At 68.7% G+C, this 20,255-nt stretch carries 22 protein-coding genes; 12 read left to right on the top strand and 10 right to left on the bottom strand.

Annotation, left to right across the window (positions count from 1 at the left end; translation table 11 throughout):
* Window positions 1-12 precede the first annotated feature (12 nt).
* Window positions 13-1,230: a LysM peptidoglycan-binding domain-containing protein gene (locus FHT32_RS13940; protein WP_176665209.1), complete on the bottom strand. Its 1,218-nt coding sequence runs from the start codon at window positions 1,228-1,230 to the stop codon at window positions 13-15.
* Between the two features lie 158 nt (window positions 1,231-1,388).
* Between FHT32_RS13940 and def the strand changes: the two genes are divergently transcribed.
* Genes def through FHT32_RS13915 form a run of 5 tightly spaced genes read left to right on the top strand, consistent with a single transcriptional unit; the run spans window position 1,389 to window position 4,480 of the window.
* On the top strand, window positions 1,389-1,907 hold the full coding sequence (gene def / locus FHT32_RS13935; protein WP_176665208.1) for a peptide deformylase: 519 nt from the start codon (window positions 1,389-1,391) through the stop codon (window positions 1,905-1,907).
* Entirely contained in the window at window positions 1,904-2,434 is a 531-nt protein-coding gene (locus FHT32_RS13930) for a hypothetical protein (protein WP_256098996.1), read from the top strand. The genes def and FHT32_RS13930 overlap by 4 nt, the downstream gene beginning before the upstream one ends.
* Window positions 2,431-3,396, top strand: coding sequence for a methionyl-tRNA formyltransferase (fmt, locus tag FHT32_RS13925; protein WP_176665207.1), 966 nt, complete (start codon window positions 2,431-2,433; stop codon window positions 3,394-3,396). Before FHT32_RS13930 ends, fmt begins: the two co-directional genes overlap by 4 nt.
* A complete protein-coding gene (locus FHT32_RS13920) occupies window positions 3,396-4,136 on the top strand; it encodes an AzlC family ABC transporter permease (protein WP_176665206.1) in 741 nt (246 codons plus the stop codon). The genes fmt and FHT32_RS13920 overlap by 1 nt, the downstream gene beginning before the upstream one ends.
* 32 nt (window positions 4,137-4,168) lie before the next feature.
* Window positions 4,169-4,480: an AzlD domain-containing protein gene (locus FHT32_RS13915; RefSeq protein WP_093055509.1), complete on the top strand. Its 312-nt coding sequence runs from the start codon at window positions 4,169-4,171 to the stop codon at window positions 4,478-4,480.
* Window positions 4,481-4,510: 30 nt separating this feature from the next.
* Here the strand turns inward: FHT32_RS13915 and FHT32_RS13910 are convergent, their stop codons facing one another.
* Genes FHT32_RS13910 through FHT32_RS13885 form a run of 6 tightly spaced genes read right to left on the bottom strand, consistent with a single transcriptional unit; the run spans window position 4,511 to window position 10,021 of the window.
* Window positions 4,511-5,485: a tripartite tricarboxylate transporter substrate binding protein gene (locus tag FHT32_RS13910; RefSeq protein WP_176665205.1), complete on the bottom strand. Its 975-nt coding sequence runs from the start codon at window positions 5,483-5,485 to the stop codon at window positions 4,511-4,513.
* Between the two features lie 48 nt (window positions 5,486-5,533).
* Window positions 5,534-6,496: an MBL fold metallo-hydrolase gene (locus FHT32_RS13905; protein WP_176665204.1), complete on the bottom strand. Its 963-nt coding sequence runs from the start codon at window positions 6,494-6,496 to the stop codon at window positions 5,534-5,536.
* Window positions 6,493-6,705 (bottom strand): DUF2783 domain-containing protein, encoded by a 213-nt coding sequence (locus FHT32_RS13900; protein WP_176665203.1) that lies wholly within the window; start codon window positions 6,703-6,705, stop codon window positions 6,493-6,495. The genes FHT32_RS13905 and FHT32_RS13900 overlap by 4 nt, the downstream gene beginning before the upstream one ends.
* A complete protein-coding gene (locus FHT32_RS13895) occupies window positions 6,702-8,354 on the bottom strand; it encodes an FAD-dependent oxidoreductase (RefSeq protein ID WP_176665202.1) in 1,653 nt (550 codons plus the stop codon). The genes FHT32_RS13900 and FHT32_RS13895 overlap by 4 nt, the downstream gene beginning before the upstream one ends.
* A 13-nt stretch (window positions 8,355-8,367) precedes the next feature.
* Window positions 8,368-9,489, bottom strand: a complete 1,122-nt coding sequence (locus FHT32_RS13890; RefSeq protein WP_176665201.1) for a S9 family peptidase — start codon at window positions 9,487-9,489, stop codon at window positions 8,368-8,370.
* Complete coding sequence (locus FHT32_RS13885) at window positions 9,482-10,021, bottom strand: VOC family protein (protein WP_176665200.1); 540 nt, start codon at window positions 10,019-10,021, stop codon at window positions 9,482-9,484. The genes FHT32_RS13890 and FHT32_RS13885 overlap by 8 nt, the downstream gene beginning before the upstream one ends.
* Window positions 10,022-10,112: 91 nt before the next feature.
* Here FHT32_RS13885 and FHT32_RS13880 point away from each other — a divergent pair, with 91 nt between their 5' ends.
* From FHT32_RS13880 to pyk, 3 genes are all read left to right on the top strand, one after another.
* Window positions 10,113-11,021, top strand: a complete 909-nt coding sequence (locus FHT32_RS13880) for a LysR family transcriptional regulator (protein WP_176665199.1) — start codon at window positions 10,113-10,115, stop codon at window positions 11,019-11,021.
* Between the two features lie 99 nt (window positions 11,022-11,120).
* Window positions 11,121-12,314, top strand: a complete 1,194-nt coding sequence (locus FHT32_RS13875) for a phosphoglycerate kinase (RefSeq protein WP_176665198.1) — start codon at window positions 11,121-11,123, stop codon at window positions 12,312-12,314.
* 89 nt (window positions 12,315-12,403) lie between these two features.
* Window positions 12,404-13,852, top strand: a complete 1,449-nt coding sequence (pyk, locus tag FHT32_RS13870; protein ID WP_176665197.1) for a pyruvate kinase — start codon at window positions 12,404-12,406, stop codon at window positions 13,850-13,852.
* Window positions 13,853-13,954: 102 nt separating this feature from the next.
* Here the strand turns inward: pyk and FHT32_RS13865 are convergent, their stop codons facing one another.
* A complete protein-coding gene (locus tag FHT32_RS13865; protein ID WP_093196045.1) occupies window positions 13,955-14,971 on the bottom strand; it encodes a 1-aminocyclopropane-1-carboxylate deaminase in 1,017 nt (338 codons plus the stop codon).
* A gap of 157 nt (window positions 14,972-15,128) precedes the next feature.
* On the opposite strand from FHT32_RS13865, the gene FHT32_RS13860 reads away from it, so the two are divergent.
* From FHT32_RS13860 to FHT32_RS13845, 4 genes are all read left to right on the top strand, one after another.
* On the top strand, window positions 15,129-15,614 hold the full coding sequence (locus tag FHT32_RS13860) for an Lrp/AsnC family transcriptional regulator (RefSeq protein ID WP_176665196.1): 486 nt from the start codon (window positions 15,129-15,131) through the stop codon (window positions 15,612-15,614).
* 35 nt (window positions 15,615-15,649) lie between these two features.
* On the top strand, window positions 15,650-16,576 hold the full coding sequence (locus FHT32_RS13855) for an alpha/beta hydrolase (protein WP_176665195.1): 927 nt from the start codon (window positions 15,650-15,652) through the stop codon (window positions 16,574-16,576).
* Between the two features lie 65 nt (window positions 16,577-16,641).
* Window positions 16,642-17,706, top strand: coding sequence for a class II fructose-bisphosphate aldolase (gene fba, locus FHT32_RS13850; protein ID WP_176665194.1), 1,065 nt, complete (start codon window positions 16,642-16,644; stop codon window positions 17,704-17,706).
* A 105-nt stretch (window positions 17,707-17,811) separates the two neighbouring features.
* Window positions 17,812-18,717 carry a phosphoribosylaminoimidazolesuccinocarboxamide synthase gene (locus FHT32_RS13845; RefSeq protein WP_176665193.1) on the top strand — a complete coding sequence of 302 codons (906 nt, stop codon included), beginning with the start codon at window positions 17,812-17,814 and terminating at the stop codon, window positions 18,715-18,717.
* Between the two features lie 6 nt (window positions 18,718-18,723).
* Here the strand turns inward: FHT32_RS13845 and FHT32_RS13840 are convergent, their stop codons facing one another.
* Together FHT32_RS13840 and FHT32_RS13835 are read right to left on the bottom strand one after the other, a co-directional pair.
* Window positions 18,724-19,173: an META domain-containing protein gene (locus FHT32_RS13840; RefSeq protein ID WP_176665192.1), complete on the bottom strand. Its 450-nt coding sequence runs from the start codon at window positions 19,171-19,173 to the stop codon at window positions 18,724-18,726.
* Window positions 19,174-19,319: 146 nt separating this feature from the next.
* A complete protein-coding gene (locus tag FHT32_RS13835; RefSeq protein ID WP_176665191.1) occupies window positions 19,320-20,240 on the bottom strand; it encodes a tetratricopeptide repeat protein in 921 nt (306 codons plus the stop codon).
* Window positions 20,241-20,255: the final 15 nt, after the last annotated feature.

The following is a 20,255-nucleotide window of genomic DNA, read 5'->3' as shown; positions in this document are numbered from 1 at the left end:
CGGGTTCGCGGGTCAGGGATTGACGAGGAAGTCGCCGGCGCGCGGAGTGTCGTTGATTTCGAGCACCAGCGCGTAGGAGACCTTCTCGAAGGTGCGGAAGACCATCAGCAGGCCGATGCGTTCGTTCGGCAGCTTGATGGTTTCCTTGCTGGCGCCGGTGCGGTCGAGGATGGTCTCGCCGTTCTTCAGGATCGCCAGCACGTGGCCGTTGTCGATGCCGTCGCGCGTGCCCTTGTTGATGGCCACCACCTGGTTCTGCGCCGCGAACTGCACCGCGTTGCCGTAGACCGAGATGATGCGGCCGTCGACCTGCGTGGACGGGGCGCGCGGCACGTAGCTCAACAGCTGGCGCGGCGGCTCGGGCAGCAGGCGGTCGCCGGCGCGCATTTCCTCGCGCGAGGCGATGATGTCGATGCTGGCGGGCACCACCGTGATGAGGTCCTTGTTCTCGACCGTCTCGATGGTGGTCGACTCGCCGCGCTGCAGGCGCGCCTTGCCCAGGTACTGCGCCTCGTAGCCGAGGATCTCGCCCGTGCCCGGGTCCTTCAGCGGCGTGGCGTTGCGGAAGATGCGGAAGTTCTGCACCGGGCCGGGAATCTCGACCAGCGGCGCCTCGGCGGTGCCGCGGGCATAGGCCCGGTCGCCGCGCGACAGCAGCACGCGGCTGTCGTTGCCGGCCACGATGCGCGGCGCGGCCTCGAGCGTGCCGGCGTCGACCACGATGGGTTCGCTCAGGAACGGCTCGATGATGCTCGGGTTGAGCGTGGGCAGCGCCATGCCGGCCAGCGAGTCGAAACGGGTGCGCGGTGACAGCTTGATGGTCCCGCCGTCGCCGCCGGACCCGCCGCGGCGCATGGTCAGGCGCGCGCGGCCGCCCGTCTTGTCCAGGTAGAGCACCTGGCCGGGGTAGATCCGGTGCGGATTGGCGATTTCATTGATGTTCATGCCCCAGAGCTCCGGCCAGCGCCAGGGGCGCAGCAGGTAGAGGCGGGAGATGGCCCAGAGCGTGTCGCCCGGCTTGACGGTGTACTCGTCGGGTGCGTTGGGTGCCAGTTCGCTCAGGGGAACGCCGGTCTGGGCGGTCTGCTGCGCGGTGGCGCGCTGCTGCGGCGTGACGGGGTAGTTCTGAGCCCAGGCCGTCGTGGCGCCGCAACTGCCGATCACCGCCAGGGCTGTCAGCGTGGCAAGGAAGGAGGGGCGCCGGCGTTCGGTGAGTCTGAGCTTTTTCATGTCTGGATGGTGAGCGCGCGACGTATCGCTGCGCATACGAATCTCACAATTTGCTACGAATTCTGCGCTGAAGCCCTTGGGAGGGCAACGTTTTCGGGCTCCGCGGCCGCGTGTCGTCGCGGAATTGGCGAAAATAGCCACAACTTTCCCCCGATTTCATGGCCAAACGAAACATTCTGAGTTACCCGGACAAGCGCCTGCACACCGTGGCCAAGCCGGTGCAGGGCGTCGACGCGCGCATCAAGGCCCTGGTCGCCGACATGCTGGAGACCATGTACGACGCCAACGGCATCGGCCTGGCCGCCACGCAGATCGACGTGCACGAGCGCCTCGTCGTGATCGACGTGTCCGAGGAGCGTAACCAGCCGATCGTGCTGATCAACCCCGAGATCACCTGGGCCAGCGATGAAAAGATCCTGAACGAGGAGGGCTGCCTCTCGGTGCCCGGCATCTACGACGGCGTGCTGCGTTCCACCTCGGTGAAGGTGCAGGCCCTCGACGAGAACGGCGAGACGCGCACCATCGAGGCCGAAGGCCTGCTGGCCGTGTGCATCCAGCACGAACTCGACCACCTGCTGGGCAAGGTGTTCGTCGAGTACCTCTCCCCCCTGAAGCGCAACCGCATCAAGAGCAAGCTGCTGAAGCAGCAGCGCGAAGAAATGCGGGAGCGGGCTTGAACCTCCCCTCCATGACCGCCGCAGGCCGCCGCAGCTCCTTTGCGGCGCTGGCGTTCTGCGCGGTCGCCGGCCTCGGGCTCCTGGCCGGCTGCGCCAGCGAACCCACCCGCATCCAGCCCGGCACCTCGGCTGCCGACACCCTCCAGCGCCTGGGCGCGCCCACCGGCCGCTATCCGCTCACGGGCGGCGGCGAGCGGCTGCAGTATTCGCGCATGCCGGCCGGCTTCGAGGTGGTCGACATCGACCTCGACGCCTCCGGCAAGGTCGTCTCGGTGACGCAGGTGCTCAGCGAGGCGCGCTTCGGCCAGGACATCAAGGTCGGCCAGTGGCGCCAGAACGACGTGATGGCCTTCTATGGCCGTCCCTATGAGATCACCCGCGTCAGCTCCTTCGACGGCGCCATCTGGACCTGGCGCTACAAGGCCGTGAACGAGCGCCGCATGCTGTACATCTACATCGATCCGACCGGCGTGGTCCGGCGCTACCACACGGGGGACGATCTCGAGCTCGATCGGATCCGCGATTGAGCCGCCTCAGAGTCGTCTTCGCGGGCACGCCCGAGTTCGCGCGCGTCGCGCTCGAAGCCATCGCCGCCGCCGGCCATGAGATCGTGCTGGTGATGAGCCAGCCCGACCGCCCCGCCGGCCGCGGCATGAAGCTGCAGGCCTCCCCCGTCAAGCAATGCGCAGTCGCCAACGGCTGGCCCGTGGCCCAGCCGCGCAGCCTGCGCCTCGACGGCAAGTACCCCGACGAGGCCGCCGCCGCGCGCGACACCCTGCTGGCGCTGAAGCCCGACGTGATGGTGGTCGCCGCCTACGGCCTGATCCTGCCGCAGTGGGTGCTCGACCTGCCGGCGCACGGCTGCCTGAACATCCACGCAAGCCTGCTGCCGCGCTGGCGCGGCGCCGCGCCGATCCACCGCGCCATCGAGGCCGGCGACGCGCAGACCGGCATCACCATCATGCAGATGGACGCCGGCCTCGACACCGGCGACATGCTGCTGCGCGAGGCCGTCGACATCGGCGCGGGCGACAACACCGCCCGCCTGCACGACCGCCTGGCCGAGCTCGGCGGCAGGATGATCGTCGAGGCGCTGGCCCGCATCGGCACGCTCGCGCGCACGCCGCAGCCGGCCGAAGGCGTCACCTACGCCAGCAAGGTGGAGAAGCACGAGGCGCAGGTCGACTGGAACCAGCCCGCCGACGCCATCGTGCGCCGCGTGCTGGCCTTCGATCCGTTCCCCGGCGCCAACAGCCCGCTGGACGGCGAGACCGTCAAGCTCTGGGCAGCCCGCGCCGAAAACGCCCCGGCGGCTTCGGCGGCCGCACCGGGCACCATCCTGGCCGTCGACCCGTCCGGCGTCACGGTGGCTGCGGCCGCCGGCTCGGCCGTCGTCCTCACCGAACTGCAGCGGCCCGGCGGCAAGCGCTTGCCCGTGGCCGACTTCCTGCACGGCTTCGACCTGAAGCCCGGGCAGGCGTTCGGCTGATGTTCCTCTCGCGCAGCATCCGCAGCCGCCCGGAGTTTCGCGTCGGCGTGCGCGACATGACGCCCGTGGCGCTGGGCATCGGCGCCTGGGGGCTCATGACCGGCGTGGCCATGGTCAAGTCGAACATGAGCGTGGTCGAGGCAGTGGCGATGACGCTGCTGGTCTACGCAGGCAGCTCGCAGCTCGCGGCCATTCCGCTGCTCTTCGCCGGGGCGCCGGCCTGGGTGATCCTGGCGACGGGCTTCTGCGTCAACCTGCGCTTCGTGGTGTTCAGCCTGCACCTGCGGCCCTACCTCATGCACATGCCGCGCTGGCGCCGCATGCTGCACGGCTACCTCACGGCCGACATGAGCTACGCGCTCTTCACGAAGAAGTACCCCAAGCCGCCGCTGACAGTGGCCGAGCAGCAGGCGCAGGAGGCCTACCTCACCGGCAACTACTTCGTCACCTGGTGCGCCTGGATGGGCATGAGCCTGCTTGGCATCGCGCTGGCCAACTTCATTCCCCAGACCTGGGGCCTGAGCTTCGCCGGCGTGCTGAGCCTGGTGGCCATCGTCTGCTCGATGGCGACGACGCGCCTGCGCGTGCTGGCCGCGCTGATCGCCGGCGCCACGGCGGTCGCGGCCTACGCGCTGCCGCTGAAGCTCAACATCGTGGTCGCGATCGGCGTGGCGGTGCTGCTGTGCTTCTGGCTCGAGAAGCAGCTCGGGCTCGACCCGAACGTGGAGGACGACAAGTGAACAGCGCCGCCGCGACCACCGACTGGTGGACCATGGGCGTGATCGTCGGCCTGGCGCTGGTCACCGTGCTCACGCGCTGCTTCTTCTTCATCCTCGACCGGCCCTGGGGCCTGCCCGAGTGGGCGCATCGCGCGCTGCACTATGCGCCGGCCGCGGCGCTCGCGGGCGTGATCGCGCCCGAGATCGTCATGACGCAGGGCCACCTCATCACCACGCTGCACGACGCGCGCCTGTACGCGGCGGTGGTCGGCGCCGCCTACTTCTACTGGCGGCGCGGCGTGCTGGGCACGATGCTCGCGGGCATGGCGGTGTACCTGCCGCTGCACCTCGGACTGGGCTGGTAGGCGGCCGACTGGCGGGAGGCTCCCGGTTCCTCAGTCGAGCTTCACGCCGGCCGCGACGATGATCTTCCCCCAGCGCTCGCTCTCGGCACGCGAGAGCTTGTAGAAATCCTGCGGCGTCCCCGGCAGCGCCTCGAAGCCGAAGTCCGCGAACAGCTTCACCACCTTCGGCGCCTTCATCGCCTTGTGCAGCTCGGCGTTGAGCCGCGCCACCGCTTCCGGCGGCATGCCGGCCGGGCCGATCAGGCCGTGGAAGGCGTAGGCGTTGACGTCGCTGAAGCCGGCCTCGACGAAGGTCGGAACGTCCGGCAGGGCGCTCGCGCGCTGCGGCAGCGCGATGGCCAGCACCCGCACCTTGCCCGACTTGATGATCGGCAGGCCCGAGGCCAGGTCCAGCATCATCGTCGGCACCTGGCCGCCCATCACGTCGGTCATGGCCGGCGCCGCGCCCTTGTACGGCACGTGCGTGATGGTCAGCCCGGCCTTCTGCTTGAAGAGCTCCATCGCCATGTGGTGCGGCGAGCCGTTGCCCGGCGAGGCGTAGCTCACCTTGTCCGGGTTGGCCTTCACGTAGCGCACGAACTCCGCCACGTTCTTCGCGGGAAAGTCCGGGTGCACCACCAGCGCCACCGGGAAGCGCCCGATGGTGCCGATGTAGGTGAAGTCGCTCGCGGGCTTGTACGGCAGCTTGGCGAACATGTGCTCATTGAAGAGCAGCGCGGCGTTCTCTGCCTGCATGATGGTGTAGCCATCGGGCCTGGCCTGCATCATCACGCCCACGCCGATGTTGGTGGAGGCGCCCGGCCGGTTGTCGATGATGAGCGGCTGCCCCAGCGACGGCTGCATCGCATCGGCCAGCGTGCGCGCGAGGTTGTCGGTGCCGCCGCCGGCCACGTAGGGCACGATCCATTTGATCGGCTGCGTGGGGTAGGTGGTCGTCTGCGCCGATGCGAAGTTGGAAGTGGCCATCGCGAGGGCTGCGGCCAGCATGGGTAGGAATCGCCTCATCGTCTCTTGTCTCCGTTGCTCGTTCTTGAAATCGGTCGGGCTCGCCTGCTAGCCGCGTAAGGTCTGCCACAGCTCGCGGTCGCGATCGGCGGTCCACACCACCGGGTGCTCGATGCCGCGCAGCTCGTCGTAGGCGCGCGAGACGTCGAAGGGCAGCACGTGCTGGAACACGGGCCAGTCGCCGAAGCGCGGGGTCATTGCCGCCTCGGCGCGCGCGAAGCAGCCCTTGAGGGTTTCGCCGGCCGCGATGCCGGCCTTCACGCTCTCCAGCAGCGTCGAGAGAAATGCCTTGGTGAGGCCGATGGCCTCGGCGCAGGCGGCCTCGTCCTGCAGCACCGCGCCGCGGCCGGGCACCAGCACGCGCGGCTTCAGCGCGGCCACCGCCTCGAGCGTGCCGGCCCAGTCGCCGATGTAGGCGTCGCCCGCGTACACGCCGCATCGGTTCTCGACCACGTCGCCCGAGAACAGCACGCCGCAGTCGGGCAGCCATGCGACCGCGTCGCCGCCCGAATGGCCGCGGCCCAGCGACATCAGTCGCAGCTCGCGGCTGCCGCCCAGCGGCAGCGTCATCTCGCGGTCGAAGACCTTCGTGGGCATGGTCAGGCCCGGTATCTCCTCGACGCCAGCGAACAGTCGCGGAAAGCGGCCGACCTCCGAGTCGAAGTCGGCCTGGCCGCGCGTGCGGATCCAGTAGAGCGTGCCGCTGCTGGCGACGATGTCGCGCACCTCGGCGAAGGCGCTGGCGCCCATCACCCGCACCGCGTGGTAGTGCGTGAGCACGATGGTGCGGATCGGCTTGTCGGTCACCGTGCGGATGGCGGCCAGGAAGTCGCGCGCCATGCGCGGCGTGGGGCGGGTGTCGATCAGCACCACGTGCTCGTCGCCGACGACGAAGCCGCAATTGGGATCGAAGTCGCTGATGTAGCCGTAGGCGCCGGGGCCGAGCTCCTGCAGGCGGGGCTTCTGCTCGCGGGTGTCGGAGGCGGATGCGAAGGAAACGCTCGTGGTCATGGGGTGTCGTGCTCCGTCGTCGTGGGTTCTTCTTCGGCCGCCGCGCGGATGCAGGCAAGCAGCACGTCCTGGTCGGCGCACTGGTTGGCCAGCAACAGCACGAGGCGCGCGTTGAGGTCGGCGCTCTGCGCCTCGCTGCGGCCTTCGTGGGCGGCGAGCAGCGCGGCGTAGAAGCCGTCGGGATCGGGGATGCGGGGCTCGGTGATCATGGGTTGCACTCGTTGGAGGCCAGCGCGGTGCGCACGGCGGACGCGATGGTTTCGGGCGTGGCGTTGGGCAGCACGGCGGCACGGTAGGCGTCGGGGCGCACGAGGACGAAGCTGCCTGCGTCGCCTGCGCCGAGATGGCTCGCGAGCTTTTCGTCGGCCTGCAGCGTGGGCAGGCCGCTGTCGCCGCCCACGGCCAGCAGGCGCAACGGCAGCGACGCGATGGCATCGAGCGCCGCTCTCGCCTGCTCGCGTGTCGGCGCGAACCACAGGCCGATGCACTCGGTGCCTTCGGCAAGCATCTGCATCAGCGTCGTCTCGCGGCCATCGGCCAGGCGCAGCGGCAGGTTCTGTACCGAGCGCGCGCCCTCGGGCAGCAGCGGCGCGGGCGGATAGTCGTTGGCCACCGACATGCGACCGGTGTTGACGAGCGCCCGCGCGAAGGGGTAGCGCGCCGCCAGCGCCACCACCGCGCGGCGCAGCGTGTGCTCGGCGGGCGAGCGCGGCGCGAGGAAGCGTGCCGATCGGCTGGTCACCTGCAGGTTCTGCTTCGCGGCGGGCTGGCGCTCGGCGTCGTAGCTGTCGAGCAGCGCGTCGCCGGCCTTGCCCTGCGCGACGAGCGCGAGCTTCCAGCCGAGGTTGGCCGCGTCCTGGATGCCGCTGTTGCCGCCGCGCGCGCCGAAGGGGCTCACCACGTGCGCCGCGTCGCCGATGAAGAACACGCGGCCGTGGCGGAAGCTGTCGAGCAGGTGGTCGCGGTAGCCGTAGGGGCCGATCCAGACGAACTCGAACTCCACGTCCGGCCCCAGCTGCTCGCGCAGCCGCGCGCCGGCCACTTCGGGCTTGCTGATGTAGGCGGTGTCGCAGTCCTCGGGCATCTGGTAGTCGATGCGCCACACGCCGTCGGCCATCAGGTGCTGCCACACGCCGCGGCCTTCGTTGAAGGGCGCGTCCACCCAGGTCCAGCGCTCGGTGGGCAGCGGCTTCCTGAAGCGCACGTCGCTGATGCACCAGCGGTCGGTGCTGCGCGAGGAGTGCGCGTCGATGCCCATCTGCGTGCGGATGGCGCTGTTGGCGCCGGTGGCGTCGATGAGCCGGTCGGCCTCGATGGTGTAGCTGCCGGCGGGGGTCTCGACTTCCAGACGCACGCCGTCGGCGAGCTGCTCCACACGCGTGACGCGGTTCTTCCAACGAAGGTCGGTCAGCCCCAGCTCGACGATGCGGTCGACCAGGAACCACTCGACGTAGAACTGCTGCAGGTTGATGAAGGGTGGCTGCCGCGAGACGCTGTTGGCCTGCAGGTTGAAGTTGTAGACCTCCTGCTCGCCCGAGAAGGTGCGCCCGAACGACCAGGTGATGCCCTTGGCCGCGATGCGCTCGTAGATGCCCAGGCGCTCGAAGATCTCCAGGCTCTTCTGCGCGTAGCAGATGCCGCGCGACGATGCGCCGCGCACGCCGACGGTGTCGTCCTCGTCCAGCAGCACGGCGCGCACACCGCGTTGCGCGAGGTCGCAGGCCAGCGTGAGGCCCGAGGGGCCGGCGCCGACGATCACGATCGGATGCCGCACGGGCTTCGTGCTGCCGAGCTCGGGCGGCGGCGTGAAGGGCCAGGCCGGCAGCTCGTAGGCCGGTGCGAAAGCGAAGTTTTCCATGGGGGCTCTGCGGCTACAGCGCGTGCGCGAACTCGGCGATGGCGTCCGCCGCCTTCGGGATCAGCTCCGGCTGCCCTGCGAGGTAGTGGTTGCCGCCGGCGATGTCGACGTTGCGGATGCGCGATCCGCCCGCCGTCATCCACGCATCGCGCGTGCTCGGGAAGGTCGACTGGTCGCCCGTGTAGGTCAGCAGCAGCTTCGGCACCGTGGTGCGCGCGAGGTTGGTTGGACCGTCGGCCTGCGAGCGCGACGACCACTGCGAGAGGAAGGCCGTGAGCGAGGTGGTGCGCCCCATCGCGTTGGCCGAGTAGTTCACCTGCCGCGCGTCGCCCCAGACGCTGCCGGGCAGGCGATCGTTGGGGTCGAGCGAGAGGTCCACGCAGCGCGGATCGGCGTGCGTGCGGTAGACGATGAAGGTCTGGTCGCGCGGCGCGCCGGGCGTGCCGCGCAGCAATGCGAGGCGGTCGATGCACCACTGCTCGATGCGATCGAGCCGCGCCTTCTGCGCGGCGCTGAAGCGCGCGAGGAAGTCGCGGTCGTAGGGCACGCGGTGGCGCGCGTCGTACATGTCGAGCTCGGGGTCGACCGAGAGCGGGTCGTGCTCGTCGGTGACCGAGGGGTCGATCCAGTCGCGCATCAGCCGGGTGCGGCCCAGGTGCGCGGCGCACAGGGCGATGCCGTCCACGGGCGGCAGGTCGTCGGGGTGCAGGTGCGTGGGGTCGCCGTCGGGCAGGTGCGTGGCGGTGAGCTTCTCGGCCTGTGCCTGGTAGAAGGCCGCGAGCGCGGCGCCGCCGGAGTTGCCGACGAGGAACACCTTCTCGTAGCCGGCCGAGCGCAGGTACTGCACGCCGGCGCCCAGGTCCTGGATGGCGCGCTCCATCAGCAGCACCGTGTCGTTGCCCACGAAGCGCGAGTTCAGGCCCATGCAGCAGATGCCGCGCTCGGCCAGCGGGCCGATCAGGTAGTGGCCCATGAAGTTGCTCGTGGGGTGCATCACGATGGCGGCGATCTTCTTCGGGCCCTGCGGCGAGCGGTAGGCGCCGTAGATGCGCGGGCGCAGCAGCTGCAGGCCCGACTGGCTCTCCATGGCCGCGCCGGGCTTCACGTCGATGACGGCGAGTTGCAGCTCAGGCATTCGACGCGCCCCTTGCCGCACGCAGACCGGCCTTGCGCGCGGTCCACGCGTCGAGATCTGCCCGGGCGCGCAGCGCGTGCGCGTCCATCTCCGATTGCGGCACGGTCGGCGTGGTCAGCTCCACGCGAATGCCGTTGGGGTCGAAGAAGTAGATCGATTCGATGATGTGGTGGTCGGTCACGCCCAGCACCTCGACGCCCGCGCCTTCGAGCCGCGCCTTGGCGGCCAGCAGGTCGGCCACCGAATCGACGCGCAGCGCGATGTGGTTTACCCACGAGGGCGTGTTGGGCGAGGGCAGCGCGGCGATGTCGTCGCCGAGGTCGAAGAAGGCGATGTAAGAGCCGTCGCGCATCTGGAAGAAGATGTGGACGTAGGGGCAGTACTCGCCGGTGCTCGGCACGTGGTCGCTCTTGATGACGTGGGCCAGCGGCAGGCCGAGCAGGTCTTCGTAGAAGCGGCGGGTTTCCTCGCTGTCGCGGCAGCGCCAGGCGAAGTGGTGCAGCCCGCGCACGGGCGGTGGTGGGGTCGGCATGGCTCGTGTCTCCGGTGAGCCGGTATTGGGCGATGCCGCGTCTTATGATGCAATCGAAATTAATTCATCGATTGATGAAATAACCGTATATATGAACCTCACCCTGCGCCAGCTGCGGGCCTTCGCCGCCGTGGCCGAAACCGGCAGCTTCACCGCCGCGGCGCAGCAGCTGCACCTCACGCAGTCGGCACTCAGCGTGCTGGTGCGCGAGCTGGAGCGCGAGATGGGCGTGCAGCTGCTCGACCGCAACACGCGCCGCGTGCAGCTGTCGGAGGCGGGGCGCGAGTTCCTGCCTTCTGTGCACCGGCTGCTGGGCGACCTGGCCGGCGCGGTGGCGGGCGTCACGGATTTGCGTGACAAGAAGAAAGGCTTGCTACGGCTTGCCGCGCCGCAGCTCATGGCCTGCACCCTGATGCCGCGCGTGATCGCCCTCTACCGCGAGCAGTACCCCGACGTCGACGTGCGCCTGGCCGACACCCTGCCCGAGCACCTGCTCGCGGGCGTGACGGCGGGCGACGTGGAACTGGCCGTGGGTCAGGACGTGCCGGTCGACGACGCCATCGAGCGCCGCACGCTGCTGCGCGACCGGCACTGGCTGATCTGCCCGCCGGGCCACGCCTTCGCCAATCGCCGCAAGGTGCGCTGGCACGAGCTCGGCCCCTACACCTTCATCGCGCCCACGCGCGACTTCCGCCAGCGCGTGCTGCCCGAGCTGGCGCCCGCCGAGCGCGAGTACATGCTGCGCTCCGGCACGCAGGAGGTGTCGTACATGACCACCGCGCTGGGCATGGTGGCCTCGGGGCTGGGGCTGACCGTGTGCCCCACGTATTCGGCGCCGCTGGTGCGCGCACACGGCCTGCAGATGGTGCGGCTGGAGTCGCCCGACTTCCATCGCGAGGTGTGCGTCTACAGCGCGGCGCGGCGCTCGCTGTCGCCGGCGGCGGCGAGCTTCGTCGAGGTGCTGGAAGGCTTTGCGCGCGAGCAGCAGCAAAAGGGCTGAAAAGCATCGGTGCGCGGCAAGAGGCGCATAGAGCGGCGATGGGGCCAAAACTACAATGCAGCCGATCCCCCGTCTTCCAATTTTCTCCAGGTTTCTCCAATGAACGTCATTCGATTCACCGACCTCTGCGCGCAGGGCAAGGCCGCCGGCCAGCGCGTCTTCATCCGTGCCGACCTCAACGTGCCGCAGGACGACGCCGGCAACATCACCGAAGACACGCGCATCCGCGCCTCCGTGCCCTGCATCAAGCTGGCGCTGGACGCCGGCGCCGCCGTGATGGTCACCTCGCACCTGGGCCGCCCGACGGAGGGCGAGTTCAAGCCCGAGGACTCGCTGGCGCCCGTCGCCAAGCGCCTGGGCGAGCTGCTCGGCCGTGAAGTTCCCCTGGTCTCCAACTGGGTCGACGGCGTCGACGTGAAGCCCGGCCAGGTCGTGCTGCTCGAGAACTGCCGCGTCAACAAGGGCGAGAAGAAGAACGACGAAGGCCTGGCCCGCAAGCTGGCCGCGCTCACCGAGATCTACGTGAACGACGCCTTCGGCACCGCGCACCGCGCCGAGGCCACCACCTACGGCATCGCGCAGTTCGCCAAGGTGGCCGCCGCCGGCCCGCTGCTGGCGGCCGAGATCGACGCCATCACCAAGGCGCTGGCGCAGCCGAAGCGGCCGCTGGTGGCCATCGTGGCGGGTTCCAAGGTGAGCACCAAGCTGACCATCCTGAAGAGCCTGTCGGCCAACGTCGACCAGCTCATCGTGGGCGGCGGCATCGCCAACACCTTCATGCTGGCCGCGGGCCTGAAGATCGGCAAGTCGCTGGCCGAGCCCGACCTGGTCGACCAGGCCAAGGCGGTGATCGACGCCATGCGCGCGCGCGGCGCCGACGTGCCCATTCCGGTGGACGTGGTCACGGCCAAGACCTTCGCGGCCGACGCGGCCGCCACCGTCAAGGACGCGAGCGACGTGGCCGACGACGACCTGATCCTCGACATCGGCCCGAAGACGGCGGCCCAGCTCGCCGCGCAGCTGCGCGAGGCCGGCACCATCGTCTGGAACGGCCCGGTGGGCGTGTTCGAGTTCGACGCCTTCGCGGGCGGCACCAAGGCCATCGCGCAGGCCATCGCCGAGAGCAGCGCGTTCTCGATCGCCGGCGGCGGCGACACGCTGGCGGCCATCGCCAAGTACGGCATCGAGAAGCAGGTCGGCTACATCTCGACCGGCGGCGGCGCCTTCCTGGAAGTGCTGGAAGGCAAGACCCTGCCGGCCTTCGAGATCCTGTCGAAGCGCGCCGCGGGCTGAGCGAAACCCGAAGCGGGAAAACCCATGGGTGACTTCCGTTCGACACACAAAGTGTATACAGTAGCGAATACAAAACGGAGACTACCCTCATGAGCACGGACCGCATTCCCCGCCACGCCACCAAGATCGTTGCCACCCTCGGTCCGGCGTCCAGCACGCCCGAACTGCTGGAAAAGATGATCCTGGCCAAGGTCAGCGTGGTGCGGCTGAACTTCAGCCACGGTACGGCGCAGGACCACATCGATCGCGCCACCATGGTGCGCGAAGCCGCCCGCAAGGCCGGGCGCGAAGTGGCCATCATGGCCGACCTGCAGGGCCCGAAGATCCGCGTGGGCAAGTTCGCGCAGGGCAAGGTCTGGCTAGAGGCCGGCGCCAAGTTCGTGCTCGACGCCTCGCGCACCGAGCTTGGCGACGCCGATGCCGTGGGCCTCGACTACAAGGACCTGCCGCGCGACGTGAAGCCCGGCGACAGGCTGCTGCTGAACGACGGCCTCATCGTGCTGACGGTGGACGCCGTCAAGGGCGAGGCCGTGCACACCACCGTGAAGCTCGGCGGCGAGCTCTCGAACAACAAGGGCATCAACAAGCAGGGCGGCGGCCTCACCGCGCCCGCGCTGACGGCCAAGGACATGGAGGACATCAAGACCGCGATGAGCTTCCAGGCCGACTACGTCGCCGTGAGCTTCCCCAAGAACGCCACCGACATGGAAATGGCGCGCCAGCTGTGCAACGTGGCCGCCGCCGAATACGGCCACAAGCCCGGCATGATCGCCAAGATCGAGCGCGCCGAGGCCATTCCGAAGCTCGAAGAGATCCTGCGTGCCAGCGACGGCATCATGGTCGCGCGCGGCGACCTCGCGGTCGAGGTGGGCAACGCGGCAGTGCCCGCGCTGCAGAAGAAGATGATCCGCATGGCCCGCGAGATGGACAAGGTGGTCATCACCGCGACCCAGATGATGGAGTCGATGATCACCAACCCCGTGCCCACGCGCGCCGAGGTGAGCGACGTGGCCAACGCCGTGCTCGACGGCACCGACGCCGTGATGCTCTCGGCCGAAACGGCCTCGGGCCGCTACCCGCTCGAGACCGTCCAGGAGATGAGCCGCATCTGCGAGGCCGCCGAAGCCGCCGAGGACAAGCAGCTCGACGCCGACTTCAGCGGCCAGAACTACAGCCGCATCGACCAGTCGATCGCCATGGGCGCGCTCTTCACCGCCCACCACCTGGGCGCCAAGGCCATCGTGGCGCTCACCGAGTCGGGCTCCACGCCGCTGTGGATGAGCCGCCACCGCGCGCACATTCCCATGTACGCGCTGACCTCGCGCCTCGCCACGCAGCGCAAGATGGCGCTCTACCGCAACGTGCGCCCGCTGCTGATGGATTCGGAAAGCGACCGCGACACCGCGCTGCTGCAGGCCGAGAACCACCTGAAGAAGCGCGGCATCGTGCAAAGCGGCGATGTCTACGCCATCACCTGCGGCGAGCCGATGGGTGCCCCCGGCGGCACCAACATGCTGAAGATCTGCAGAGCAAGTTAAGCAAACCCCCAGGCTTCGCGCACTTCGTGTCGCTGCGCCAACCCCCTTGCAGGGGGCAACACCTGCGGCCCGGCAGAGCCGGTTCCGCGGTGTTCCTGGAACTTATCCGTTCCTGAACAGGAAGCTATAAGCGTTCAGCGCGGGCACGCCGCCCAGGTGCGCGTACAGCACCTTCGAGCCCGCCGGGAATTCGCCCAGGCGCACCTTCTCGATCATCCCGTGCATCGACTTGCCCTCGTACACGGGGTCGGTCAGCATGGCCTCGAAGCGCGCGCTCAGGCGGATGGCTTCGAGCGTACCCTCGTTGGGCAGGCCGTATTCAGGGCCGCCGAAGCGGCGGTCGAGCACGATGTCCTTCTCGGTGATGTCGCGGCCCAGCTCCACCAGTTCAGCCGTGTTCTTGGCGATGCGCAGGATCTGGTCGAAGGTCTGCTGCGGCTTGGCCGAGGCGTCGATGCCGATCACGCGGTCGGCGCGGCCGTCGGCGGCGAAGCCCACCACCATGCCGGCCTGGGTGCTGCCCGTGACGGAGCAGACCACGATGTAGTCGAACTTGAAGCCCAGCTCGGCCTCCTGCTGGCGCACTTCCTCGGCAAAGCCGACGAAACCCAGGCCGCCGCGCGGATGCTCCGAGCAGCCCGCGGGAATCGGGAACGGCTTGCCGCCGGCCTTGCGGACGCTCTCCATGGCGTCTTCCCAGCTCTTGCGGATGCCGATGTCGAAGCCCGCTGCGTCCAGGCGCACGTCGGCGCCCATGATGCGTGACATCTCGATGTTGCCGACCCGGTCGTACACCGCGTCGGAGTAGTTGACCCAGTTCTCCTGCACCAGCACGCACTTCATGCCGAGGTGTGCCGCCACGGCCGCGACCTGCCGCGTCTGGTTCGACTGGATGCCGCCGATGGACACCAGCGTGTCGTAGCCGCCTTCGATCGCCTCGGGGATCAGGTATTCGAGCTTGCGCGTCTTGTTGCCGCCGAAGGCCAGGCCGCTGTTGCAGTCCTCGCGCTTGGCATAGAGGTCGACCTTGCCGCCCAGGTGCGCGCTTAGGCGCTTGAGAGGCTGGATCGGCGTGGGGCCGAAGGTCAGCGGGTAGCGGGGAAATTTCTCGAGGTTCATGGCGGCAGTTCCAGCAAAGGGAGGAAGAAGGAGGGGTGTGTCGAAGCCTCCATCGTAGGAACAATGCCGCACAACGTGCTTGCGAAGTTTGTTGGATCTGTCAGAGAAAAAGAGGCAATATCGAGGAATCCAATGCTTTCGTTCTGATGAATAAAAGATGAGCACAACAAAATTGCGTGACACCCCGGAGCTCGACCGCACCGACCGCGCCATCCTGCGCACCATGCAGCGCGACGCCTCGCTGTCGAACGTGGCGCTGGCCGCCAAGGTCAACCTGAGCCCGGCCGCCTGCCTGCGCCGCGTGGAGCGGCTCAAGGCGGCGGGCCTCATCAAGGGCATCGTCGCGCTGCTCGACCCCGACGCGCTCGACGCCAGCATGCTGGTGATGATCGGCGTGGTGCTCGACCGCTCCACGCCCGACTCCTTCTCCGACTTCGAGAAGGCCGCCCAGAAGGTCTCGGGCTGCCTCGAATGCCACGTGGTGTCGGGCGAATTCGACTACTTCATGCTCGTGCGCACCCGCGACAACGACAGCTTCAACCGCCTGCACGCCGAGCAGCTGCTGTACCTGCCGGGGGTGCGGCAGATCCGCACTTTCATCGTGCTCAAGCAGGTGCTTTCGACCACTCAGCTGCCGATCTGACGAAACCGGCGCGCGGCTGTCTGCGTACAGCACGGATGATTCCTCCCTCCCCCGCGTCATTTCTCCGGCGCCGCGGCGCCTTCGTCCTCGCCCTTGCCCTCGCCTCCGCATTGCTTTCGGCCTGTTCGCCGGTCAAGGTGCTCAACGGCCTGGTGCCCACCGACACCTACCAGTTCCAGGGCGGCATCGCCTACGGCGAGGCGCCGCGCCAGCTGCTCGACGTGTACCGGCCGCTGCCGTCCGTGCAGCCGGCGCCGGGCGCCCGGCCGCTGGTCGTGTTCTTCTACGGCGGCACCTGGACGAACGGCGACCGCGCCAGCTACCGGTTCGTCGGCGAGGCGCTGGCCGCACGGGGCGCCGTGGTGGTGGTGCCCGACTACGGGCTCTCGCCGGCCTTCACCTACCCGGCGTTCGTGCGCGACAGCGCGCTGGCCACCAAATGGGCGCTCGACAATGCGGCCCGGCTGGGCGCCGATCCGAAGCGGGTGTACGTCATGGGCCACAGCTCGGGCGGCTACAACGCCGCGATGGTCGCGCTCGACGGGCGCTGGCTCGGGGAACTGGGCGCCAGCCCGACGCAGCTCGCGGGCTGGATAGGCCTGGCCGGCCCCTACGACTTCCTGCCCATCGGCGACCCGCAGGCGCAGGTGGCCTTCAACTGGCCGGACACGCCGCGCGATTCACAGCCGCTGGCGCACGTCACGTCCGGGTCGCCGCGCGCCCTGCTCATGGCGGCGTCGAAGGACGAGCTGGTCTACCCCGACCGCAACACGGGGCAGATGGCCGCGGCGCTGCGCGCGGCGGGCGTACCGGTCGAGGTCAGGCTGTTCGACGACCTGAGCCACGTGACGCTGATCGGCGCCTTCGCCAGGCCCATCCAGTGGCTGGGCGGGCCGGTGCTGCCGCCTGTCATGGATTTCCTCGGGCTGGCGTCGGTCCTGTCCCACAAGGGTGCTCGGTAGAATTGCGGCAGTTTTTCCCGCCTTTCCGTCTTCTTCTTTTTCCAATTTCCCGCGAGGTATTTCCCATGGCACTCGTCTCGATGCGCGAACTGCTCGACCATGCCGCAGCCAATGGCTACGGCATTCCGGCCTTCAACGTCAATAACCTCGAACAGGTCCAGGCCGTCATGGAGGCCGCCAAGGAAACCGGCGCGCCCGTCATCCTGCAGGCCAGCGCAGGCGCCCGCAAATACGCCGGCGAGGCCTTCATCAAGCACCTGATCCAGGCCGCCATCGAGCAGTACCCGAACATCCCGCTGGTCATGCACCAGGACCACGGCCAGAGCCCGGCCATCTGCCAGGGTGCCATCGACCTCGGTTTTTCGTCTGTCATGATGGACGGCTCCCTGCATGAAGACGGCAAGACGCCCGCCTCCTTCGACTACAACGTCGACGTGACCCGCAGGGTCGTGCAGCTGGCGCACAAGGTCGGCGTGACCGTCGAGGGCGAGCTGGGCTGCCTGGGCTCGCTGGAGACCGGCATGGCCGGCGAGGAAGACGGCATCGGCGCCGAAGGCGTGCTCGACCACTCCGCGCTGCTGACCGACCCCGAGGAAGCCGCCCAGTTCGTCAAGGCCACGCAGCTCGACGCGCTGGCCATCGCCATCGGCACCAGCCACGGCGCCTACAAGTTCACCCGCAAGCCCACGGGCGACATCCTGTCGATCCAGCGCGTGAAGGAAATCCACGCCCGCCTGCCCAACACCCACCTGGTGATGCACGGCTCGTCGTCGGTCCCGCAGGACCTGCTCGAAATCATCCGCAAGTACGGCGGCAACATGAAGGAAACCTACGGCGTGCCCGTCGAGGAAATCCAGGAAGCCATCAAGTACGGCGTGCGCAAGATCAACATCGACACCGACATCCGCCTTGCCATGACCGGCGCGGTGCGCAAGTTCCTGTTCGAGAACCCCGAGAAGTTCGACGCCCGCGAGTGGCTCAAGCCCGCGCGCGAGGCCGCCAAGCAGATCTGCAAGCAGCGCTACATCGAGTTCGGCTGCGAAGGCCAGGGCGCCAGGATCAAGGGCGACAGCCTGCAGGTGGTCGCCGCCAAGTACGCCAAGGGCGAACTCGCGCAGGAAGTCATCTGATCACTTCCCGCTGATCCGAAGGCCACCGTTCGCGGTGGCTTTTTTCTGCGCGCACAATCCGCTTTCACCGTCCCCACGTTTCTCACTGCATTTGCCGTTGCTCTCATGACCACCGTCCACACCTCCTCCATCCAGAGCCTGCCCCTGCTTGCGCGCGGCAAGGTGCGCGACAACTACGCCGTCGGCGAAGACCGCATCCTGATGGTCGCGAGCGACCGGCTCAGCGCCTTCGACGTGATCATGGGCGAGCCCATTCCCGGCAAGGGCGAGATCCTCACGAAGATGGCCCTGTGGTGGTTCGACCGCCTCGGCCAGCTCTGCCCTAACCACCTGACCGGCGACGCGCCCGAGAGCGTGGTCACGGCCGCCGAGGTGCCGCAGGTCACCGGCCGCTCGATGCTGGTCAAGCGCCTGAAGCCGATCCCGGTCGAGGCCGTGGTGCGCGGCTACCTGGCCGGCAGCGGCTGGAAGGAATACCAGGAAAGCCGCTCGGTCTGCGGCGTGCCGCTGCCCGAGGGCCTGACCAACGCGAGCAAGCTGCCGCGCCCCATCTTCACCCCCGCCGCCAAGGCCGCCGCCGGGGAGCACGACGAGAACATCAGCTATGAGCGCGTGGTCGAGATCGTCGGCCCCAAGCTCGCGCAGCAGATCCGCGAAACCAGCATCGCCATCTACGAGACCGCCGCGCAGATCGCCCTGGCCAAGGGAATGATCATTGCCGACACCAAGTTCGAGTTCGGCCTCGACGAGAACGGCACGCTGGTGCTGATGGACGAAGTGCTCACTCCCGACAGCTCGCGCTACTGGCCCGTCGAGGGCTACCAGGCCGCGCTGGCGTCCGGCGCCAATCCGCCGAGCTACGACAAGCAGTTCGTGCGCGACTGGCTCGAGGCCACCAAGATCAACGGCAAGCCCTGGGACAAGACGCCCCCGGCGCCGCGCCTGCCGGCCGAGGTCATCGAGAAGACGGCCGCCAAGTACCGCGAGGCGCTGGAGCGGCTGACGGGCTGAAGCTTGTCAGCGGCTGCCGCCGCTGTTCAACAGCGCCACCGTCCGCCCGCTCGCATCCAGCAGCGCCAGCCGGGTCGGCCCGGCCAGCCGGTAGCTCGCGGCGCTCTGCAGCGCGGAAATGAACTGCGCCTCGTTGGCGCCGCGCGTCGGGTCGGTGCAGGCCATGCGGGTGGAGGCCAGCTGGCCGATCTTCAGCGCGACCCCGGTGCGCGTGAAAGTGCCGGAGATGCGGTTGCAGCCGCCCGAGCCGCTCACGCGCCCGCTGCTGCGGTCGAACTGCACCTGGGCGCCACTGCCCGGCTGCACCGGTTCATCGCCCAGCTGGGCCAGTTGCCAGGCCGGACCCTCGATCGGCTCGTCGAGGCTGATGCCGCTGCCGCAACCGGCCAGCGTGGCCAGCAGGGCAGTGGCGGCAAGGGCGGGGAAGAGCGGGGTGCGGCGGGCGAAGGAGCGCATGGCCAGTGTTCCTTTTTGCATCTGCAACAAGTTGAATCGGGCGTGATCGTATGCGACGGCGCCTGGCCCGCCAATGCCGCTCCCAGGTCGCCAAGCCATGGAAAAAGCGGCCCGTAGGCCGCTTTCGTGGAAGGTCTGCAGGGAAGTCAGCTCAGCACGATGCTGCTGAGCCGGCGGCGGTAGCTCGCCACCACCGGATCGTCCGGCGGGATCTGCCCGTCGGCCACCTTCACCTTCGGCGGCTCGATGATGTCGAGGATGGCGATGTAGGTCTTGCGGGCGAGGTCCTCGCTCCAGGTCTTGTCGCGCATCAGGATGTCGAGCAGTTCGTCCATGGCGTCGGTCCAGCGCTGCTCGACCATCAGCAGGCGGGCGCGGCCGAAGCGGGCGTCGAAGTCGCGCTTGTTGGCGGCGATCTTCGCGTCGAAATCGGCGATCGAGGGCGCGGCACCGGCCGGCGGTGCTGCGAAATCGATAGCATCCATCCAGCGCTGCAGCGCGTCGAAGCGGCGCACCAGCGAGGTCTTGGCGATCACCGGGGCGAAGGCCACCTTGGCGTCGTCGACGCGGCCTTCCTGCAGCAGCAGCTTGACGTAGTCGAAGCGGGCGTCGTCGTTGGCCGGGTCGGTGGCCACGGCGTGCTGCAGCTTTTCGAGGGCGCCCTGGGTGTCGCCGCCAGCCAGCGCTTCCTGCGCGGCGGCTTCCTCGGAGGCGGCCTCGGCCTCGTCGGCGCCGGGCACGTGCTTGTCGAGGAATTCGCGGACCTTGTCGGCCGGGATGGCGCCGACGAAGCCGTCCACCGGCTGGCCGTCCTTGAACATCACGCAGAACGGGATGCTGCGCACGCCGAACATCTCCGACAGCTGCGAGGAGATCTGCGGCACCTTGTCGGCGTCCAGCTTGGCCAGCGTGAAGCGCCCGCCGTACTCGACCTCGAGCTTTTCGAGCACCGGGCCGAGCTGCTTGCAGGGGCCACACCATTCGGCCCAGATGTCCAGCAGCACCGGTGTGGCGACCGAGGCTTCGATCAGTTCGGCCTGGAAATTTTCGAGAGTGATGTCGATCATCGGAACCAGCTGGGG

The organism is Variovorax sp. SG517, assembly GCF_013376045.1.
GTDB lineage: Bacteria > Pseudomonadota > Gammaproteobacteria > Burkholderiales > Burkholderiaceae_C > Variovorax.
This window is presented reverse-complemented; position numbering and strand designations above follow the sequence as displayed.

Bases quoted from the DNA above. Each gene is read 5' to 3' on its own strand.
- FHT32_RS13875 (WP_176665198.1), top strand. From the start codon at position 11,121: ATGAACGTCATTCGATTCACCGACCTCTGCGCGCAGGGCAAGGCCGCC.
- pyk (WP_176665197.1), top strand. From the start codon at position 12,404: ATGAGCACGGACCGCATTCCCCGCCACGCCACCAAGATCGTTGCCACC.
- FHT32_RS13865 (WP_093196045.1), bottom strand. From the start codon at position 14,971: ATGAACCTCGAGAAATTTCCCCGCTACCCGCTGACCTTCGGCCCCACG.
- FHT32_RS13915 (WP_093055509.1), top strand. From the start codon at position 4,169: ATGGGCGTGATCGTCGGCCTGGCGCTGGTCACCGTGCTCACGCGCTGC.
- def (WP_176665208.1), top strand. From the start codon at position 1,389: ATGGCCAAACGAAACATTCTGAGTTACCCGGACAAGCGCCTGCACACC.
- FHT32_RS13880 (WP_176665199.1), top strand. From the start codon at position 10,113: ATGAACCTCACCCTGCGCCAGCTGCGGGCCTTCGCCGCCGTGGCCGAA.
- FHT32_RS13895 (WP_176665202.1), bottom strand. From the start codon at position 8,354: ATGGAAAACTTCGCTTTCGCACCGGCCTACGAGCTGCCGGCCTGGCCC.
- FHT32_RS13890 (WP_176665201.1), bottom strand. From the start codon at position 9,489: ATGCCTGAGCTGCAACTCGCCGTCATCGACGTGAAGCCCGGCGCGGCC.
- FHT32_RS13940 (WP_176665209.1), bottom strand. From the start codon at position 1,230: ATGAAAAAGCTCAGACTCACCGAACGCCGGCGCCCCTCCTTCCTTGCC.
- FHT32_RS13910 (WP_176665205.1), bottom strand. From the start codon at position 5,485: ATGAGGCGATTCCTACCCATGCTGGCCGCAGCCCTCGCGATGGCCACT.
- FHT32_RS13840 (WP_176665192.1), bottom strand. From the start codon at position 19,173: ATGCGCTCCTTCGCCCGCCGCACCCCGCTCTTCCCCGCCCTTGCCGCC.
- FHT32_RS13835 (WP_176665191.1), bottom strand. From the start codon at position 20,240: ATGATCGACATCACTCTCGAAAATTTCCAGGCCGAACTGATCGAAGCC.
- FHT32_RS13855 (WP_176665195.1), top strand. From the start codon at position 15,650: ATGATTCCTCCCTCCCCCGCGTCATTTCTCCGGCGCCGCGGCGCCTTC.
- FHT32_RS13905 (WP_176665204.1), bottom strand. From the start codon at position 6,496: ATGACCACGAGCGTTTCCTTCGCATCCGCCTCCGACACCCGCGAGCAG.
- FHT32_RS13900 (WP_176665203.1), bottom strand. From the start codon at position 6,705: ATGATCACCGAGCCCCGCATCCCCGATCCCGACGGCTTCTACGCCGCG.
- fba (WP_176665194.1), top strand. From the start codon at position 16,642: ATGGCACTCGTCTCGATGCGCGAACTGCTCGACCATGCCGCAGCCAAT.
- FHT32_RS13860 (WP_176665196.1), top strand. From the start codon at position 15,129: ATGAGCACAACAAAATTGCGTGACACCCCGGAGCTCGACCGCACCGAC.
- FHT32_RS13885 (WP_176665200.1), bottom strand. From the start codon at position 10,021: ATGCCGACCCCACCACCGCCCGTGCGCGGGCTGCACCACTTCGCCTGG.
- FHT32_RS13845 (WP_176665193.1), top strand. From the start codon at position 17,812: ATGACCACCGTCCACACCTCCTCCATCCAGAGCCTGCCCCTGCTTGCG.
- FHT32_RS13920 (WP_176665206.1), top strand. From the start codon at position 3,396: ATGTTCCTCTCGCGCAGCATCCGCAGCCGCCCGGAGTTTCGCGTCGGC.